The sequence below is a fragment of the Streptomyces sp. NPDC051921 genome, from assembly GCF_040680975.1.
GTDB lineage: Bacteria > Actinomycetota > Actinomycetes > Streptomycetales > Streptomycetaceae > Streptomyces.
This window is the reverse complement of sequence record NZ_JBFAXU010000003.1, coordinates 137594-155259: the sequence shown is the minus strand read 5'-3', so window position 1 is coordinate 155259 and position 17666 is coordinate 137594. Positions and strand designations below refer to the sequence as shown.

Here is a 17666-nt window from a genome sequence, read left to right as displayed (position 1 = left end):
CGGACGAGGTCACCGCGGACGATTCCGAGGGACGGGGAAGCGCTTCGGGATTCGAGATCGATCGCGGCCGTGACGGCCGACGCAGTGAACGGAGAACACTCGTGATTGTCGGAGTCCTCAAGGAGACGCGGGCAGGTGAGCGTCGTGTGTCGGCCACACCGGCCACGATCGAACAGATCCGCAAACTGGGGTACGGGGTCGTCGTCGACCACGGCGCGGGCCTCGCGGCCGGCTTCGCCGACAGCGCCTACGAGGCCGCCGGGGCGACCCTCGGGGACGCGGCGGCCTCGGACGTGGTGCTCGGCGTGAACGCCCCGGACCCGTCCCAGCTGGACCGGGTGCGGCCGGAGGCGACGGTGATCGCCCTGTTCGCGCCGGCCTTCGACCCGGCCATGGTCGAGGAGCTGGGCCGCCGTCCCTTCACGGCGCTCTCCATGGACGCGGTGCCGCGGATCAGCCGGGCGCAGTCGCTGGACGTGCTGTCGTCCATGGCGAACATCGCCGGTTACCGTGCCGTGGTCGAGGCGGCGCACGAGTTCGGTCGGTTCTTCACCGGTCAGGTGACGGCGGCGGGGAAGGTCCCGCCGGCGAGGGTGCTCGTGGCGGGCGCGGGTGTCGCGGGGCTGGCGGCGATCGGCACGGCCGGTTCGCTCGGCGCGGTCGTGCGCGCGACTGACCCGCGTCCCGAGGTCGCCGACCAGGTCCGCTCGCTGGGCGGCGAGTACCTGTCGATCGAGTCCCCGGAGGTCGAGGTCTCGAAGACGGGCTACGCCAAGGAGATGGGCGACGCCTACAAGGCGCGCGAGGCCGAGCTCTACGCCGCGCAGTGCCGTGAGGTCGACATCGTCATCACCACCGCGCTGATCCCCGGGCGTCCCGCGCCGACACTGATCACCGCGGAGATGGTGGCGTCCATGAAGCCGGGGTCGGTGATCGTCGACATGGCGGCCGCCAACGGCGGCAACGTCGTCGGCACGGTGAAGGGCGAGAGGACCGTCACGGACAACGGTGTGACGATCATCGGGTACACCGACCTGGCGGGCCGGCTGCCGGCCCAGGCATCCCAGCTGTACGGCACCAACCTGGTGAACCTGCTGAAGCTGATGACGCCGGAGAAGGACGGGCGTCTGATCCTGGACTGGGACGATCCGGTGCAGCGCTCGATCACCGTCGTCCGCGCGGGCGAGTCGGCCTGGCCGCCCCCGCCGGTCCAGGTCTCGGCGACCCCGGCCCCCGTGCCCGCGGCGGCCCCGGCGGAGGCGCCGAAGCCGAAGAAGGTGCCGATGACGCCGAAGCAGAAGTTCGGCGGGGTGGCCCTGGGCGCCCTGGTGCTCTTCCTTGCCGCCGGGTTCGCGCCCGCGGCCCTGCTGCCGCACGTGACCGTCTTCGTGCTCGCCATCGTGATCGGCTATTACGTGATCGGTCACGTGCACCACGCCCTGCACACACCGCTGATGTCGGTCACCAACGCGATCTCCGGGATCATCGTCGTCGGCGCCCTGCTGCAGATCGGGCACACGAACACCGCCGTCACGGTGCTGTCGTTCGTGGCGATCCTGCTGGCCAGTATCAACGTCTTCGGCGGCTTCGCGGTGACGCGTCGCATGCTCGCCATGTTCAACAGGAGCTGACATGTCTGCGACCCTCGCCGCGCAGGCGGCCTACCTCGTTGCCGCGCTGCTGTTCATCCTCGCGCTGGCAGGACTCTCCCAGCACGAGTCGGCACGGCTCGGCAACGCCTTCGGCATGCTCGGCATGGGCGTCGCGCTCGTCGCGACGATCGTGCTAGCGATCGACGGCGACATCAGCGGCGCCGGCCTCGGCCTCATGCTGCTGGCGATGCTCATCGGCGCGCTGATCGGCCTGCGGCGGGCCCGCGGCGTCGAGATGACGGGCATGCCCGAACTGATCGCGCTGCTGCACTCCTTCGTCGGTCTGGCCGCCGTGCTGGTCAGCTGGAACGGCTTCCTGAACGTCGAGCACGACCCGAAAGGCCAGGAGGCCACCGCCCTGGACGCGCTCGGCACGCTGGGCATCCACCACGCCGAGGTGTTCATCGGCCTGTTCATCGGTGCCGTGACCTTCACCGGCTCCGTCGTCGCCTACCTCAAGCTCTCGGCCAAGACCGATTCCAAGCCGCTGGTGCTGCCGGGCAAGAACGCCCTGAACCTCGGCGCCCTGGGCCTGTTCGTCGCCCTGACGGTGTGGTTCGTGATCACCCCGGACCTGTGGCTGCTGATCACCGTGACGGTCCTGGCGCTGGCGCTGGGCTGGCACCTGGTCGCCTCGATCGGCGGCGGCGACATGCCCGTCGTGGTCTCGATGCTCAACAGCTACTCCGGCTGGGCCGCGGCGGCCTCCGGCTTCCTGCTCGGCAACGACCTGCTGATCATCACCGGTGCGCTCGTCGGCTCCTCGGGCGCCTACCTGTCGTACATCATGTGCAAGGCCATGAACCGCTCGTTCCTCTCCGTGATCGCCGGCGGCTTCGGCATCGAGGCGCCGTCCGGCTCGGACGTCGACTACGGCGAGCACACCGAGATCACCGCCCAGGGCGCCGCCGCACTGCTCGGCTCCGCCCGCTCGGTGGTCATCACGCCCGGCTACGGCATGGCCGTGGCGCAGGCTCAGTACCCCGTCGCGGAGCTCACCTCGAAGCTGCGCGCCAAGGGCGTCGACGTACGGTTCGGCATCCACCCGGTCGCCGGCCGCCTTCCCGGACACATGAACGTGCTGCTGGCCGAGGCCAAGGTGCCGTACGACATCGTCCTCGAGATGGACGAGATCAACGACGACTTCGCCGGCACCGACGTCGTCCTCGTGATCGGCGCCAACGACACGGTCAACCCGGCCGGGGCGGAGGATCCCAGCAGCCCGATCGCCGGCATGCCGGTCCTCACCGTCTGGGAGGCGGAGAAGGTCATCGTGTTCAAGCGTTCGATGGCCTCCGGGTACGCGGGCGTGCAGAACCCGCTGTTCTTCCGGGAGAACACCTCCATGCTCTTCGGCGACGCGAAGGCCCGCGTCGAGGACATCGTCGGCGCTCTCTGACGCACCACGCCGGTGGAGAGCGACGGCGTGACATCGGGCCGACCGCTCTCCCCGTGGAGGGCGGTCCGCGCCACACCTTCCCCCAGTGGGTGACCGCGGAACCGGTGGCCCGCTGGTCCGCTGGTCCACGGCGGTCGCTTCCCGAGCGACGCCGCCGGCACACCGGTCGGCGACGGGGACGCCAACCCGTCGCACTGGACGGCCGCCACCCACAGCGGGGGTCGCCCTCCCCGGGCAGCTACTCCGACGTCTTGGCGCTCTGCCTGGACGTGCGGCACGGTCACAAGCGGTATCCATCCGAGCACTTGCCCCGGGCGGCCCCTCCTGCTCCAGGAGAGGCCGCCCGTCGGCACGCCCGGTCCCCGGGCCTCCGGCCGGTCGCCGGGACGTGGCGTCCGGGCGGGCGCCGTGCCGTCCGCATGCCGCCGCACCGCACCGGCGGCTCCACCTGGGCACCTCCATGTCCGGATCTGACAGAACATGGTCATTGCGGCCCTCGGGGCGGGGCGGAATGATCGGCACATGCCCCTACCGCACAGAGTCGTCCTCGTGGCCTTCCCCGGCGTCGAACTGCTCAACGTCACCGGTCCGGCCGAGGTGTTCTCCGTCGCCACACGGGTCGCCGGCACCGGCCGCCCCGGCTACACCGTCCGCATCGCGACGGCCCGGGGCGAGCCGGTGACGACCTCCAGCGGGATCCGGCTGATGGCCGACCTGACCCTGGAGGAGGTGAACGGCGACGTGGACACCCTGCTCGTATCGGGAGCCGTCCGTGTGCACGACCATGGGGTGGAGCCGATGGTGGACCCCGGAATCACCGACTGGCTGCGCGAAACGGCCCCCGGTGTCCACCGGTTGGGTTCCATCTGCTCGGGCGCGCATCTGCTGGCGGCCGCGGGGCTGCTGGACGGTCGTTCCGCCACGACCCACTGGCGGACGGCGGCGCGCCTGGCCGCCGACCACCCGCTCGTCACCGTCGACCCGGATCCGATCTTCATCCGCGAGGGGCGCCTGTGGACGTGCGCCGGCATCGCCTCGGGGATGGACATGGCACTGGCCATGGTCACCGAGGACCACGGCCCCGAACGCGCCCTGGCCACCGCCCGGACGATGGTCATGTACGTCAAACGTGCCGGCGGCCAGAGCCAGTTCAGCGCCCCGCTCGCGCCTCCCGCGGCGCCCGGCGACCGGCTGGACGACCTGCGCGTGTGGATCGGTGAGCACCTCACCGAGGACCTGTCCGCGGATGCCCTGGCCGCACGGCTGCACCTGAGCGTGCGCCACTTCTCCCGGCTGTTCCGCGAGCGTACGGGCACCACTCCGGCCGCCTACGTCGAGTCCGTCCGGCTGGAGGCGGCCCGCAGACTGCTCCAGGACAGCAGCCACGGCCTGCCCGAGATCGCCGCCCTGAGCGGCCTCGGTTCCGTGGAGAGCCTGCATCGTTCCTTCCGGCGCCGTCTCGGGACCACCCCCGCCCAGTACCGGCGCCGCTTCCGCTGATTTCGCCATGCTCCCCGACCGTTCGCGGACCACCGCGCGACGGCAGACAGTCATGCCCAAGGAGAGAACAGTGTCCCGAACCAAGGTGGTTCCCCTCCCGGTCATGGGCCGGCACAACATCAACGCGTATCTGCTGCTGGGGCGCAGACCCGTCATCGTCGACGCGGGAACGCCCGGCAGCGGTCGGAGAATCTACGAACAGGTCGCCGCCCATGGGGTGGACCCCACCGACGTGTCGCTGATCGTCATCACCCACGGCCACATCGACCACTTCGGCTCCGCCGCGGAGCTGCACCGTCTGACCGGAGCCCCCGTGGCGGGGCACGTCGCCGACCTCGACCCCTATCGCACCGGCCGGGCCCGCGAACCCTATCTGCCCACCGGGCTGATGGGCCGCCTCATGGCCCGGAACAAGAAGCTGCACATGCAGGTCGAACCGTTCGAACCCGGTGTCCTCGTCGCCGGTGAGACCGACCTGGAGGACTTCGGGATCGCGGCCCGCATCATGCCCACCCCGGGGCACACCGCCGGGTCGGTCTCCGTCCTCACCGACCAGGGAGACCTCGTCGCCGGTGACCTGATCGCCAACTCCTTCTTCGGTCTCGTGCGGGGCCGCCCCGCCAACCCGCCCTTCCACGACGACCCGCTGCGCAACCTCGCCAGCCTGCGCGAGATGCTCGCCCTGAACCCCACCGCACTCCACGTCGGTCACGGCACGCCACTGGAACCCGACCGGGTCCGACGCTGGGCCGACCGGGAGCTCCAGCGGCTGTCCCGGCTCGGGACGTCTCGCGCACGGAGGGGGTCCGACTGACCGATCCGCGGTCCAGCCCGCGGTGCTGCGGCAGGCCCGAACGTCACCCGGCGCGCATCGATTCGGCAGAGAAGCCCCAGGTCAGCGCACCCTCCCCCGGGCCTTCAGCGGGGTCGGGGGCACCTCCGGGGCGGCCAGGCGGCCGCCCTCGTAGCCCTTGACCTCGCCGAAGCGGGAGCCGGTCATCCAGTCCTCGCGGGCCTGGCGGATCTCCTCGTCCGTGCGGCCGACGAAGTTCCACCACCACTTGATCCGCTGACGTTTCCGCAGGTCAGAAGTGGTCTAGCCCGTCAAAGTCAGCAAAAGTCAGCATCAGAGCGCCTCTGGACGGCCGATTCACCCCGCAGCTCCGCCGCTGCTTCCGTACAGAGGCAGGAAGCATCGACGCACTCGCGTCGGCCGCCGGCCGGAGTCCATCGCGTCTCCGGCTCGAACAAGGAATCCGCGCCGCCAGTGTGGCGACGCGGATCCTGCACCCGAAGTCCGGGGCGCCCCCGCCCTCACGCTGGAAGGGGGTTCCGCAGCTGGACCGACAGGCGGGCGGGCTGCGTGGCGTCGTGAGTGCTCGCGGGTGGAAGCGCTCCTGCCGTCACGCTGTGCGGTGGTGCCACTGTGCCGGAGCGGTGACCCCTTTCGTTCGTTTCCTGCGCTGATTTCGGTCGGGCCATTCCGTCGCAGGCGACGAGGTGCCTCGAAGGCTCCCCCGGAGCGGTACGCGCCCGGGGAGCCTTCGAGGTTCGGCTGTCCTGTACTGAGGACTAGAACGCGATCCACTCGGTGGAGGTGGTGACCTCCTTCAGGACGTCCGGGAGCGGCTCGATGCCGAGCCCCGGGCCCGTCGGGACGTCGAGGTGGCCGTCCGCGAGAACGAACGGCTTCGTGATGTCTGTGGCGAAGTAGCGGTGCGAGCCCGAGGTGTCGCCCGGCAGGGTGAAGCCGGGGAGGGCCGCCAGGGCGACGTTGGCCGCACGGCCGATGCCGGTCTCCAGCATGCCGCCGCACCAGACGGGGACGCCGTGGGCACGGGCGATGTCGTGGATGCGGCGGGCCTCGAGGTAGCCGCCGACACGGGCCGGCTTGACGTTGATCACCGAGCACGCGCCGAGGGTGATGGCCGCGGCGGCGTCGGCGGCGGACTCGATGGACTCGTCCAGGCAGATCGGGGTGCGCAGCAGCTTGGCGAGCTGGGCGTGCTGGACCATGTCGTCGTTGGCGAGGGGCTGTTCGATCAGCAGGAGGCCGAAGTCGTCGAGCTTCGCGAGCTGCTGGGCGTCGACCAGGGTGTACGCGGCGTTGGCGTCGACCTGGAGGAGGAGGTCGTCGCCGAAGCGCTCGCGGACGGCGCGGACGGGGGCGACGTCCCAGCCGGGCTCGATCTTCAGCTTGATACGGACGTAGCCCTCCGACACGTAGCCGTCGACCGCGTCCAGGAGCTCGGGTATCGAGTCCATGATGCCGACGGAGACGCCGCAGGGGACGCGGTCGCGGGCAGCGCCCAGATGGGCCGCGAAGGACTCGCCCGACAGTTGGAGTTGGGCGTCGAGGACTGCTGTCTCCAGGACCGACTTGGCCATGTGGTGGCCGGTGAAGGGTTCCAGCGCGCGGCCGACGGTCGCCGCGTCCACACCCTCCTTCGGCAGGGCCGGGACGAGGCAGCGACGCAGGACGTCCTGGGCCCCGTCGACGTACTCGGAGCAGTAGCGGGGCTCGGACATGGCCGCGCACTCGGCCCAGCCTTCGACTCCGTCGGAGGTGACGACACGGACGAGCAGGACGTCACGGCTGGTCTCGACGCCGAAGGAGGTGCGGAACGGGGCGACGAGCGGCATCGCGATGCGGCGCAGTTCGACGCCGGAGATCGTGGTCTTCATGTGCGGGTGGCTCCTGGTGCGTTGGTCAGGGGGTGGTGCGGTGGATGACGTAGCTGCGTCGGTCGTGGAAGCCCGCGACGCGCGCTCCCTCGGCGAGGAGGCCGCCAAGGGTGTGCCGTACGGCCAGCCGCCAGTCGCGGGCGACGCCCGGGTCGGTGCGGCGCAGGGACTCGATGTCGTCGGGGAGGTCGATGAGGACGGTGTGGGCGTCGGTCGGGCCGATCACGGGGCGGCCGTCGTCGTTGCGGACGCCATGGGCGACATCGGCGGGCAGGTCGAAGGTGTACGGCCCTGCGGGCGCGGTCAGGTCCCAGGCGGTCAGGACGCGGTCGGACTCGTCGCCGCCATTGATGGCGTCGTCCATGGCGCCGTAGAAGGACCGCAGGTACTCCTCGGGGCGGGCGCCGAGCTTGACGAGGTTGAAGTAGGCGTTGCGGCGGATCAGCGGATCGTAGGTCCACGTGATGCGCTTCAGTCCGCGGGCGAGGGCCCATCGGCGCTGGTGCAGTTTGAGGGCGAGGCCGATGCCGCGTCCCTGGGAGGCGCCGGTGATGTGGGAGTGCAGGGTGGTGCCGACGGGGTCGCCGTAGAAGGCGACGGACGCGCCGACCAGGCGGCCCTGCTCGTAGGCGCCGGCCACGTAGTTGCCCGCGTGGGCCAGGGCTCGCATCACCTCGGCGGAGACGGGCGGGCTGTCGGCGGCCGTGCCCCATATGCCGGCGTAGAGGCGGCTGACGGTGTCGAGGTCCTCCATGGTGTGGAGTTCCCGGACGTCGAGTGCGGTCACTGCATCGCTCCGACGAGGTGGGACAGGAGCCGGGCGCGGGCCGGCATGGTGGCGGTGACGACGTGTTCCTGGTCGGCGTGGGCGCCGTCGCCGACGGCGCCGAGGCCGTCGAGGGTGGGGCAGCCGACTCCGGCGGTGTAGTTGCCGTCGGAGGCGCCGCCGACGGATGCCTGCCGCAGGGGGTCGAGGCCGAGCCGCGCGGCGATGTCGTCGGCCAGGGCGAAGAGCCCGCGTGAGGCGTCGGGGTCCAGGGGCGGCCGGTTGAGGCCGCCGGCGATGTTCAGGCGCGCCTCGGGGTGTTGCGGTCCCAGGGTCCTGATCAGCTGGTCGACCGCGTCCTGGGCGGCCGCGCTGGGGACGCGTACGTCCACGCTGAGGTCAGCGCGGGCGGGAACGGTGTTGTTCGCGGTGCCCGCCGAGGCAAGCGTGGGGGTGACCGTCGTCCCCGGCCCGGTCTCGGCGGTCACCGTGTCGGCGATCCGGCTCAGGGCGAGGATCTGGTGGGCGAGTTCGGTCGCCGCGTTGATGCCCTTCTCGGGTTCGAGCCCGGAGTGGGCGGCGCGGCCGTGGACCGTGATGTCGTAGAGGGAGACGCCTTTGCGGCCGGTCTTGAGTGCGCCTCCGGGTGCGGAGGGCTCCAGGACGAAGGTGGCCGTGCACTGACGTGCCAGGTCCTCGATGAGCGGGCGGGAGGTGTCCGAGCCGACCTCCTCGTCGCCCGTGACCAGGACGCACACCCCGTCGAGGGAGGGCAGGGCGGCCAGTGCGTGGAACATCTGGACCAGGCCGGCCTTCATGTCGAAGACGCCGGGACCGCGGGCGATGCCCTGCTCCACCGACCAGGGGTGGGTGGTGAGGGAGCCGATCGGCCAGACGGTGTCGTGGTGGCCCAGGAGCAGGACGCGCGGGGTTCCGAAGGTCCACTGGACGTGCGTGACGCCGTCGATCACGAGCGTCTGCGGGCGGGCGCCGAGCAGCCGGGCACCCTGCTCGGCGACCACCCGCGCGCTGCGGGCCACAGCGGCGTGGTCGGCGGAGTACGACTCGCAGGTGACGAGCTCTTCGAGGTCGGCGAGCATGGCGTCGAGCTCGGGTACGGGGGCGGACGCGTGGTCCGCTCGCAGGGGGTGGGGTTCTTGGTCAACCGGCACGGTGGTTCCTCCAGGTGGGGATGACCACCACGCTAGGCAGGCCGGACACGGCCCGGTTGGTGGCGCGGTGACAACCTGGGCGCCCGATTCGTACCGGGGACCCAATGGCCGTGGAACGGCCGGTGCCCGGCGGGTCGTACGACCCGCCGGGCACCGCGGCAGCGTCGGCCGTCAGCCCATGTGCTTGGTCATGAGTTGCCGCATGTTCCCGCCGAGGATCTTCAGGATGTCCGTTTCCGGCAGTCCTCGGCGGACGAGCGCCTCGGTCACCAGGGGCATTCCGGCGGGGCCTTCGAGGCCGGGGAAGTCGAACATCGGGTCCTCGTCGTCGAGGTTCTCGCAACAGGGCGGGGTGACGTCCGTCATGACCTCGCGTACGAAGTCCGAGCCGAGGCCGACGTGGTCGATCCCCGCGACGGAGACGATGTGCTCGATGTGGTCGACGATCCGATCGGTGCTCACCTTGGCCTGGTCGTCGGTGAGGAAGTCCGGTACGAAGTTCACGCCCACCACACCGCCCGTGGCTGCCACGCCGCGGATCTGTTCGTCGGTGAGGTTGCGGTGGTGGTCGCGCAGGGCGCGGGCGCAGGAGTGAGTGGCGATGAGCGGCCGTGTGGCAAGCTCCAGGACGTGGGCGACGCCGCTCGCTCCCAGGTGGGAGATGTCGAAGAGCATGCCGAGGCGTTCCATCTCGCGCAGCGCCTCGACGCCGGGCACGGTGAGCCGGCTGCCGGTGGCGTCCTCGCGGCTGCCGTCGGCGAGCGGGGTGCGTCCCCAGTGGGCGATCGAGGCGATCCGAACGCCGAGCCGGAAGAGGGTGGGGAAGAGTTCGACGGAGGCGTCGATGCCGGGGGCGCTCTCCAGAGCGAGGACCAGGGCGATCTTGCCCTCGGCGAGGGCGGCGTCGATGTCGTCGCCGTTCAGGCACAGCGCGACCTGGTCGGCGTTGGCCTCGGCGAGGACGTGGGCGCACTCGATCATGCGGAGGGTCTGCCGGAGCGCGCCCTCGGGGCGGTACTGGTCGTCGATGAAGACGGGCAGGACCTGGATGTCGATGCCGCCCTCGCGCAGCTGGGGCAGCCATCGTTCGCGGAAGAAGGCACCCCAGCGCTTCGGGGGGCGGGCTGCGACGGCCATGAGGAGGTCGTTGTGCGCGTCGGCGACGACGGCGCGGTGCTGGAGGTCGTGGGACACGACGGTCCTTTCGGGCAGGGGGAAGACGTCCGGCGGCCCGTACGGGGTATCGGGCCGCCGGACGCGAGCGGGAGGCTCAGGTGCGGGCGAGTCGCGGGACCGCGTCGAGCAGGGTGCGGGTGTACTCGTGCCGGGGCGCCCCGATCACCTCTTCGACAGGGCCTGACTCCACGAGCCGGCCATGGTGCATGACGGCGACGGCATCGCAGACGTACCGCACGACGGCGAGGTTGTGCGAGATGAAGAGCATGGTCAGGCCGAGTTCGCCGCGCAGTTCGCGCAGCAGGTTGAGGACGGCTCCCTGGACGGAGACGTCCAGGGCGGAGGTGATCTCGTCGGCGATGAGCAGCTCGGGCCCGGCCGCGAGGGCGCGGGCGATGGCGACGCGCTGGCGCTGGCCGCCGGAGAGCTCACGGGGGTACTTGCCCGCGTACGTGGCCGGCAGGGAGACCAGTTCGAGGAGCCGCCCGACCTCCGCCGCCCGCTGGGCGCGCGGGACGCGGGTGCCTTCGGCGATGGCGTCGCCGATGCTCATGCGCGGGTTCAGCGAGGAGTACGGGTCCTGGAAGACCATCTGGACGCGTCCGGGCGCGACGCCGGTGACCGTGCCCCGGTAAGGCGTCAGGCCGGCCACGGCGCGGGCGAGGGTGGACTTCCCGGAGCCCGACTCCCCGACGAGACCGGTCACGGAGCCCTCGGGGACCGCCAGGCTGACGCCGTCGACAGCGGTGAAGGAGCCGTATCGGACGGTGAGTCGGTCGATGTTCACTGGACCTCCCAGCAGGCCACGGAGTGGTCTTCCGTACGGGCGAGCAGCTTGGGCCGGATCGCGCAGCGTGCGGTGACGAAGGCGCACCGGTCGGCGAAGGCACAGCCGTCGCCGACGTCGCCGGGCGCGGGCTGGCGGCCGGGGATGGTGCTGAGGGGACCCGACCGGTCGGTGTCCATGTCCGGCAGGGAGCCGACCAGTGCGCGGGTGTAGGGGTGCCGGGCGTAGTGGAGGCCGTCGGCGGGAAGCTCCTCGACGATGCGGCCCGCGTACATGACGGCGATCCGGTCGCACAGTTCGCTGACGACGGCGATGTCGTGGGAGATGAACAGGGCGCCCGCGCGTGTCTCGTCGACCACCTCGCGCAGCACTCGCAGCACCTCGCGCTGGACGGTGACGTCGAGCGCAGTGGTGGGCTCGTCCGCGATGATCAGGCGGGGCGTGTTCATCAGGCCCATGGCGATGACGGCGCGCTGGCGCATGCCGCCGGAGAGCTCGTGCGGGTACTGCCGGGCGACCTCGGCCGGCTGCTTGATGCGGACCGTGCCGAGGCGTTCGACGGCGCGGGCCCGTGCCTCGGTGCGCGTGACGCCGTCGTGCAGGGTGGCCACTTCGGCGAGTTGGCCGCCGACCCGCAGGGCCGGGTTGAGCGACGAGGTGGGGTCCTGGAAGACCATCGCCAGGGACGAGCCGAGCAGCTTGCGGCGCTCCGCGTCCGTGAGGCCGTCCAGATCCACCCCGGCCAGTCGCGTGCGGGCGCTGCCCGCGAGTCCGGGGTAGGGCACGATCTGCCCGATGGCGGCGGCGGTCATGCTCTTGCCGCTGCCCGATTCGCCCACCAGGCCGACGATCTCCCCCTCGCGGACGGTCAGCGACACCTGGCGTACGGGAGTGATGCGCCCGGGGAAGGCGACGTTGAGGTCCCGCACCTCCAGGACGGCGTCCGGTACGGGTTCGTCCCGGGTGGGGGTCACCACGGGGGCGACGGGCTTGCCGACGGGTTCGCTCGTGTGGGCGGCGGCCTTGGCGAAGGTGTCGCCGAGCAGCATGAAGCCGAGACCGGCGAGGGTGACGGCCAGCGCGGGCGCGACGACCACGGACGGGGTGACGTAGACGTGCCCGAAGGCTTCGTTGAGCAGGCGGCCCCAGTCGTACGAGGGTGCCTGGACGCCCATGCCGAGGAAGGACATCGCGGACAGGCCGAGGAGGGCGCCGCCCATCGCCTGGGCGGTGTTGAGGATGAGCGGTTCGGCGATGTTGGGGAGGATGTGCCGGGTGAGGATGCGGCGACGGGGCACGCGCAGCATGCGGGCGGCCGCGATGTAGTCCGATCCCGCGACAGTCGCCGTCATGGTGTGGGTGAGCCGGGCGAAGGTCGGTGCGAGGGCCACGCCGATGCCGAGGACGGCGCCCTGCGCGCCGAGCCCGGCGACGACGGCGGTGAACATGGCGAGCAGCAGGGTGGGGAAGGCGACCAGGAGGTCGACCGCGGCGATCACCGCGCGGCCGGCCGGTCGCGGCAGGACCTGCGGAAGGGTGCCGAGCAGGACGCCGGAGACGGTGCCGATCAGCGTGGCCAGGAAGGCCAGGCCCAGGGTCAGCCGGGTGGCGACGAGGGTCCGGGCCAGCAGGTCCCGGCCGAGGGCGTCGGTGCCCAGCCAGTGCGCGGCGGAGGCTCCCTGGCTGATCTCCTTGGGGTTGATCTGGTCGGCGGCGTCCTGCCAGATCAGCGGTCCGACGACGGCGAGGAGGACCATGAGGGCGACGAGTACGGCGCCCAGCAGACCGACGGGGTTTCTCAGCAGGTGACGCATCAGCCCTCCCTGCGGGTGGAGGCGGACGGGGTGGACAGAGTCGACTTGGGATCGAGGACCCCGAGCAGGATGTCGACGAGGAAGTTGACGACGAGGACGAGCGCGCCGTAGACGAGGATCATGGCCTGCGCCACGGGGTAGTCCTTCTGCGTGATGGCCTCGACGGTGCGCAGGCCGAGACCGGGCCAGGCGAAGACGTTCTCGACCAGGACGCTGCCGGTGATCAGACCGCTGAGCAGCAGGCCGCCCATGGTCAGGGTCGCGGTGAGGGTGTTCGGCAGCAGGTGGACCGCGTACAGCCGCCAGGCGGGCAGGCGCTTGGCGTGGGCCAGGCGCATGTAGTCGGTGTCCAGTTCGCGCAGGGTCTCCACCCGGGCCAGGCGGGCGATCATCGCCGCCGGTGCGATGGCGAGTGCGGTCACGGGCAGCACGAAGGAGGCGGGTCCCGTCAGACCGCCCGGCGGGAACAGGCCGAGGCCCAGAGCGAGGACGAGCAGCAGGGCCAGACCGTAGAGGTACTCGGGGATGGCGACGGCGGCGCCGGTGAGCGTGGTGAAGGCGGTCTCGGTGCCTCGCCGGCGTCCGTTGTGGGTGCGGACGGCGGCCCACAGGCCCAGTGGTACGGCCACGGCGAGTGCGACGAGGGTGGCGAGGACCGCGAGGGCCAGGGTGTTGGGCAGGCCCTGGCCGATGAGGTCGGTCACCGGCTGGGACGAGAAGAACGAGGTGCCGAGATCTCCGGAGAACAGCTGCTTGACGTAGTGCGTGAACTGACTCAACAACGGCTGGTCGAGGCCGAGTTCGCTCCTGCGCTGGTCGACCAGCTCCTTCGGCGCGGTGGGGCCGAGCATCTGGCGCAGCGGGTCGCCGGGGATCAGGTGGATCATCGCGAACGACGCGACGACGAGCACGGCGAGGGACCCGGCCAGGCGCAGCAGCTGTCGCGCGAGGAAGAGCGGGGTCAGGCGTCGGACGCGGCGGCGTGGTGGGGCAGCCGGGGCCGTCTCGTGCGGGGTGAGGGCATCGGTCGTGGTGGTCACTTCCGTCCTCCCGTCATACGGATCGATGTCGCGTCGAAGAGGCCCGACGTGATGCGGAAGGTGGCGTTGTGGGCGGCGACGGTGACGGTCTTGTCGACGACGGGGACGATGTCGCCGCTCTCGATCAGGGCGTGCTCCGACCGGTCCCACAGGGTGCAGCCGGCGGTGCCGGGCAGCTTGCTCGCCTGGGCGGTGAGCTTCTCGTACTCCGTGTTGGTGAGGTGGGCGAAGTTGCCGCCGTCGGGGGTGAAGGGGCCGGACAGGGTGCCGAACAGCTGGGTGGGCAGCGTGACGCCGAGGGGCGCCCAGTCCACGTCCCAGTCCTGGGTGACCGCTTCGATCTCGCCGTAGGCCGCGTCGGACACGGCCCGCAGTCGGACGTCGACGCCGATCTTCTTCCATTGTTCAGCCAGGTACTCGGCCGCGGCGGCCATCGTCTCGCCTGACGACGTGCCGTAGATCATGCGGATCGTGAGCCGCTTTCCTTCCTTCGCCCAGATGCCGTCGGAGCCGCGGCGCCAGCCGGCGGCGTACAGCGCCGACTTGGCCTCGATCGGGTCGAAGACGGGCAGGTGGCCGGTGACGGTGTCGCCGGGGCAGGGCTTGGGGTCCATGACCAGGCCGGTGGGGGTGCGGCCGGTGCCGCCGGTGGCGATCGCCCCGAGGGAGTCCATGTCGACGGCCTGGAGCAGGGCCTTGCGGACGGCAGGGTCGCTGCCGGGGTGGCCCTTGCCCTGGTGGAAGAGGAACTCCTGGGTGCCGTTGGCCTGGACGGTGGTGGTCACGCCAGGGATGTTGGTGACGCGGGCGCGGTCGGGGCCGGCGAGCTGCGCGCCGTTCAGTTCGTGGGACTGCAGCAGGTTGGCGGTCGTCGACTCGCTGCCGACGACCTTGAGCACGACCGAGCCGGGCATGGCCGGGTCGGCGGTGGTCGCCCCGTCCGGTCCCCAGGCGTAGCCGTCGCGCTTGGCGAAGGTGTAGCTCTGGTTCGGCTCGGCGGAGGTGAGCCGGAAGGGGCCCGATCCGGACGTGCCGCTCGCCAGCAGGGCGCGGTCCTTCAGGCCCGCTCCGCAGACGATGAAGAGGTAGCGGGTGCTCTGCAGGATGAAAGCGAAGGGTTCGGGCGTCGACAGGGTCACGGTGCGGGCGGTGTCGTCCGCCTTCGCGGTGAGTCCTTCGGGGACCACGACGCCGTACGCGGGCGACTTGGTGGCGGGGTCGGTGATGTGGTTGACGTTGGCGGCGACGGTGCTCGCGGTCACCGGGCTTCCGTCGGCGCAGGTGACGCCCCGGCGCAGGGTGAAGGTGACGGAGGCGGGCCTGACGTCCCACTTCTCGGCGAGTCCGGAGACGATGCGGCCGTCGGAACCGGCGTGCACCAGGGTGTCGTAGGCCAGCGACAGCGCGGTGTACGTGGTCGTGTTCTGGATCTGGGCCGGGTCGAGCAGTCCCGGGTCGCTCTTGATCGCGTAGCTGAAGGCGTCACCGCCGGACGATCCGGCCTGAGCGACGCCGCCGCAGCCGGCCGCAAGCAGTGACACCGCGAGACAGGCGGACATCGCCTTGGCTCTTTTCATCGGGGGCTTCATAGGGGGACTCCTTGGAGCGGGAGAGTTGCCCCACAGTCGCGGCTCGTGGCCGGAAATGATTCAGTCGGGGCGACGAAAGCCGCGGGGCTCGTTGGGTGGGGGATCCCAAGCCCGGCGACGGTCTCGGAGACACGTCGGCCCCGGACCGCGGGCGATGCGGTCCGGGGCGTGGCGTGTCCGTACGGAGGGGCGGTGTGCACGGTGCGGCTCGGCTGGGCGTGGCTCGTTCAGGTTCCGGCGCGGAGATGGTCGACGGCGGCCCGTGCGGCCCGGCCGATCGCGCGGTCGGCGAGGGGTTGCCGCGTGGCCGCGGTCGACGTACGGAGGAAGACGCCCACGGCGTACCGCTTGCCGTCCGGGTACTCGACCACGCCGGCCTCGTTGCGTACGGCGAAGTCGGTGCCCGTCTTCCCGGCGAGCCGCACGCCCGGTTCGGGGAAGCCTGAGACCAGGCGGTGCTGCCAGACCTGCTGGCCCATGATGTCCCGGACCTCGGCGCAGGCGCTCGCCGGCCCGGCCTCGTCGCGCCAGATCGCAGCGAGCAGCGCGGTCACCTCGCGTGGGGTGCTCGACGGACTCGTGCCGGGAGCGCAGGCGCGGAGGGCGAGGAGCCGTTCGTCGGGGATGCCGGCGAGCTGGTCGTCGAGGGAGCGGTCCGGATCGAGCCCGAGTTCCCGGCGGATGTCGTCGTCCAGGGCGGCGCAGGAGGAGAACCCGAAGTCGGGGAAGCCCAGGTCGTCCAGTGTCGCGCGGACGCGGTCGGGTCCGACGACGTCCAGGAGCAGGTCGGTGGCGGCGTTGTCGCTGATCGTCATCATCATGAAGGCGAGGTCGCGGGCGCTCATCTCGACGTCGTGGGCACAGCCGTCGGTGCCGCTGCCGCCCGCCCGGTAGGCGGATGTGACGGTGTGGCGCCTGGCCGGGTCGAGCTCCCCTGCCGCCACCTGCCGGGCGTACTCCAGAGCAATGGGGATCTTGAAGACGGAGGCGAGCACGACCTGGGTGTCGGCGCCGTGGCCGAACTCCGCTCCCGTGTCGAGGTCGCGGACGTGGACGAAGCCTTCGGCCCGCGCCTGCGCGAAGACGTACGAGAGAGCGGTGCGGGTCTGATCGGCCCCGGCCGACTGCGCGGCGGCTGTGATCATGCTGTCTCCTGGGAGGTGCTCTCGGCCGACGGGCGGCGCAGGTGGTCGACGGCGGTCCGTGCGGCACGGCCGATCGCGGCGTCGGCGGCCGGGTTACGGCCGCCGAGGGCGGGGGTGCGCAGGAAGACGGCGACGGCGTACCGGCCGCCGTCGGGGTACTCGACGACGGCTGCCTCGTTGAGGACGCCCCACAGGGAGCCGTTCTTGGCCGCGACGCGGACGCCTGCGTCGAAGCCCGCGACGAGGCGGTGCACGGACAGCTGATGGCTCATGAGCTCACGGACCTCGGCGCACGCTTCGGCGGGTCCGGCCCGGTCGCGCCAGATCGCCGTCAGCATGGACGTGATCTCCCGTGGCGTACTGGACGCGGAACGGGCGGGGTCGAGCATGGCGAGGCCCCTGATCCGGTCCTCGCTCACCTGGTCGAGCTGGGCATCGATGTCGCCGTCCGGGTCGAGGCCGAGCTCCTCCCAGACCGGGTCCCACAGCTCGCGGTAGCGCCCGACCGGAAGGCGCGGGCAGCCGAGTTCGGTGGCGACGGCACGTACCCGGTCCGTGCCGAGGATCTCCATGAGCTTGTCGGTGGCCGCGTTGTCGCTCATGGAGAGCATGAAGAAGGCGAGGTCGCGGGTGCTCAGGGTGACGTCGTGCCGGCAGCTGTCGGTGCCGATGCCGCCGCCCTCGCGGTTGGCGGCGGTGATGGTGTGGCGGGCGGCCCGGTCGAGGGCTCCGGCCGCCGCCTGGCGGGCGTAGGCGAGGGCAACGGCGATCTTGCGGACGGAAGCGACGATGACGGGGGCGTCGGCGCGGAAGGCGACCTCGCGGTCTCCGTCGGCGTCGTCGATGTCGCGGGCGTGGACGAAGCCCTCGACTCCGGCCTCGTCGAAGATTGCCCAAAGGGCTGAGGTCGCCGCATCTGCGGTGGAAGGTGGTGCCATGGC

The 17666-nt window shown here is 71.4% G+C and carries 14 protein-coding genes and 1 pseudogene; 4 read left to right on the top strand and 11 right to left on the bottom strand.

Features of this window, described 5'->3' with window-relative positions; all coding sequences use genetic code 11:
* Nucleotides 1-101 precede the first annotated feature (101 nt).
* From AB0M16_RS05410 to AB0M16_RS05395, 4 genes are all read left to right on the top strand, one after another.
* Entirely contained in the window at nucleotides 102-1631 is a 1530-nt protein-coding gene (locus tag AB0M16_RS05410) for a Re/Si-specific NAD(P)(+) transhydrogenase subunit alpha (RefSeq protein WP_365338996.1), read from the top strand.
* A gap of 1 nt (nucleotide 1632) precedes the next feature.
* Nucleotides 1633-3051, top strand: coding sequence for a Re/Si-specific NAD(P)(+) transhydrogenase subunit beta (gene pntB, locus AB0M16_RS05405; protein ID WP_365338994.1), 1419 nt, complete (start codon nucleotides 1633-1635; stop codon nucleotides 3049-3051).
* A 522-nt stretch (nucleotides 3052-3573) separates the two neighbouring features.
* Nucleotides 3574-4551 carry a helix-turn-helix domain-containing protein gene (locus AB0M16_RS05400; protein ID WP_365338992.1) on the top strand — a complete coding sequence of 326 codons (978 nt, stop codon included), beginning with the start codon at nucleotides 3574-3576 and terminating at the stop codon, nucleotides 4549-4551.
* Nucleotides 4552-4621: 70 nt separating this feature from the next.
* A complete protein-coding gene (locus AB0M16_RS05395) occupies nucleotides 4622-5365 on the top strand; it encodes an MBL fold metallo-hydrolase (RefSeq protein ID WP_365338990.1) in 744 nt (247 codons plus the stop codon).
* 81 nt (nucleotides 5366-5446) lie between these two features.
* On the opposite strand, the pseudogene AB0M16_RS05390 reads toward AB0M16_RS05395, so the two are convergent.
* The 11 genes and pseudogenes from AB0M16_RS05390 to AB0M16_RS05340 form a co-directional block, all read right to left on the bottom strand.
* Nucleotides 5447-5623, bottom strand: a pseudogene (locus AB0M16_RS05390) (pirin-like C-terminal cupin domain-containing protein); the annotation flags it as partial.
* Nucleotides 5624-6123: 500 nt separating this feature from the next.
* Nucleotides 6124-7236 (bottom strand): o-succinylbenzoate synthase, encoded by a 1113-nt coding sequence (gene menC / locus AB0M16_RS05385; protein ID WP_365338988.1) that lies wholly within the window; start codon nucleotides 7234-7236, stop codon nucleotides 6124-6126.
* 25 nt (nucleotides 7237-7261) lie between these two features.
* Nucleotides 7262-8023: a GNAT family N-acetyltransferase gene (locus tag AB0M16_RS05380; RefSeq protein ID WP_365338986.1), complete on the bottom strand. Its 762-nt coding sequence runs from the start codon at nucleotides 8021-8023 to the stop codon at nucleotides 7262-7264.
* Complete coding sequence (locus tag AB0M16_RS05375) at nucleotides 8020-9102, bottom strand: M20 family metallopeptidase (RefSeq protein WP_365339473.1); 1083 nt, start codon at nucleotides 9100-9102, stop codon at nucleotides 8020-8022. The genes AB0M16_RS05380 and AB0M16_RS05375 overlap by 4 nt, the downstream gene beginning before the upstream one ends.
* Before the next feature lie 243 nt (nucleotides 9103-9345).
* Nucleotides 9346-10368, bottom strand: a complete 1023-nt coding sequence (locus AB0M16_RS05370; protein WP_365338984.1) for a membrane dipeptidase — start codon at nucleotides 10366-10368, stop codon at nucleotides 9346-9348.
* Between the two features lie 76 nt (nucleotides 10369-10444).
* Entirely contained in the window at nucleotides 10445-11137 is a 693-nt protein-coding gene (locus tag AB0M16_RS05365; RefSeq protein ID WP_365338982.1) for an ATP-binding cassette domain-containing protein, read from the bottom strand.
* The gene (locus AB0M16_RS05360; RefSeq protein WP_365338980.1) at nucleotides 11134-12951 is read right to left on the bottom strand and encodes a dipeptide/oligopeptide/nickel ABC transporter permease/ATP-binding protein; all 1818 of its coding nucleotides are present in this window, start codon (nucleotides 12949-12951) and stop codon (nucleotides 11134-11136) included. The genes AB0M16_RS05365 and AB0M16_RS05360 overlap by 4 nt, the downstream gene beginning before the upstream one ends.
* Nucleotides 12951-13991, bottom strand: coding sequence for an ABC transporter permease (locus tag AB0M16_RS05355; protein ID WP_365338978.1), 1041 nt, complete (start codon nucleotides 13989-13991; stop codon nucleotides 12951-12953). Before AB0M16_RS05355 ends, AB0M16_RS05360 begins: the two co-directional genes overlap by 1 nt.
* Nucleotides 13988-15568, bottom strand: a complete 1581-nt coding sequence (locus AB0M16_RS05350; protein WP_365338976.1) for an ABC transporter substrate-binding protein — start codon at nucleotides 15566-15568, stop codon at nucleotides 13988-13990. Before AB0M16_RS05350 ends, AB0M16_RS05355 begins: the two co-directional genes overlap by 4 nt.
* Before the next feature lie 239 nt (nucleotides 15569-15807).
* Nucleotides 15808-16725 carry a serine hydrolase gene (locus tag AB0M16_RS05345; RefSeq protein ID WP_365338974.1) on the bottom strand — a complete coding sequence of 306 codons (918 nt, stop codon included), beginning with the start codon at nucleotides 16723-16725 and terminating at the stop codon, nucleotides 15808-15810.
* Nucleotides 16722-17663: a serine hydrolase gene (locus AB0M16_RS05340; protein WP_365338972.1), complete on the bottom strand. Its 942-nt coding sequence runs from the start codon at nucleotides 17661-17663 to the stop codon at nucleotides 16722-16724. Before AB0M16_RS05340 ends, AB0M16_RS05345 begins: the two co-directional genes overlap by 4 nt.
* Between the last annotated feature and the right edge of the window lie 3 nt (nucleotides 17664-17666).

Bases quoted from the DNA above. Each gene is read 5' to 3' on its own strand.
- pntB (WP_365338994.1), top strand. From the start codon at position 1,633: ATGTCTGCGACCCTCGCCGCGCAGGCGGCCTACCTCGTTGCCGCGCTG.
- AB0M16_RS05400 (WP_365338992.1), top strand. From the start codon at position 3,574: ATGCCCCTACCGCACAGAGTCGTCCTCGTGGCCTTCCCCGGCGTCGAA.
- menC (WP_365338988.1), bottom strand. From the start codon at position 7,236: ATGAAGACCACGATCTCCGGCGTCGAACTGCGCCGCATCGCGATGCCG.
- AB0M16_RS05375 (WP_365339473.1), bottom strand. From the start codon at position 9,102: ATGCTCGCCGACCTCGAAGAGCTCGTCACCTGCGAGTCGTACTCCGCC.
- AB0M16_RS05360 (WP_365338980.1), bottom strand. From the start codon at position 12,951: ATGCGTCACCTGCTGAGAAACCCCGTCGGTCTGCTGGGCGCCGTACTC.
- AB0M16_RS05350 (WP_365338976.1), bottom strand. From the start codon at position 15,568: ATGAAAAGAGCCAAGGCGATGTCCGCCTGTCTCGCGGTGTCACTGCTT.
- AB0M16_RS05345 (WP_365338974.1), bottom strand. From the start codon at position 16,725: ATGATCACAGCCGCCGCGCAGTCGGCCGGGGCCGATCAGACCCGCACC.
- AB0M16_RS05340 (WP_365338972.1), bottom strand. From the start codon at position 17,663: ATGGCACCACCTTCCACCGCAGATGCGGCGACCTCAGCCCTTTGGGCA.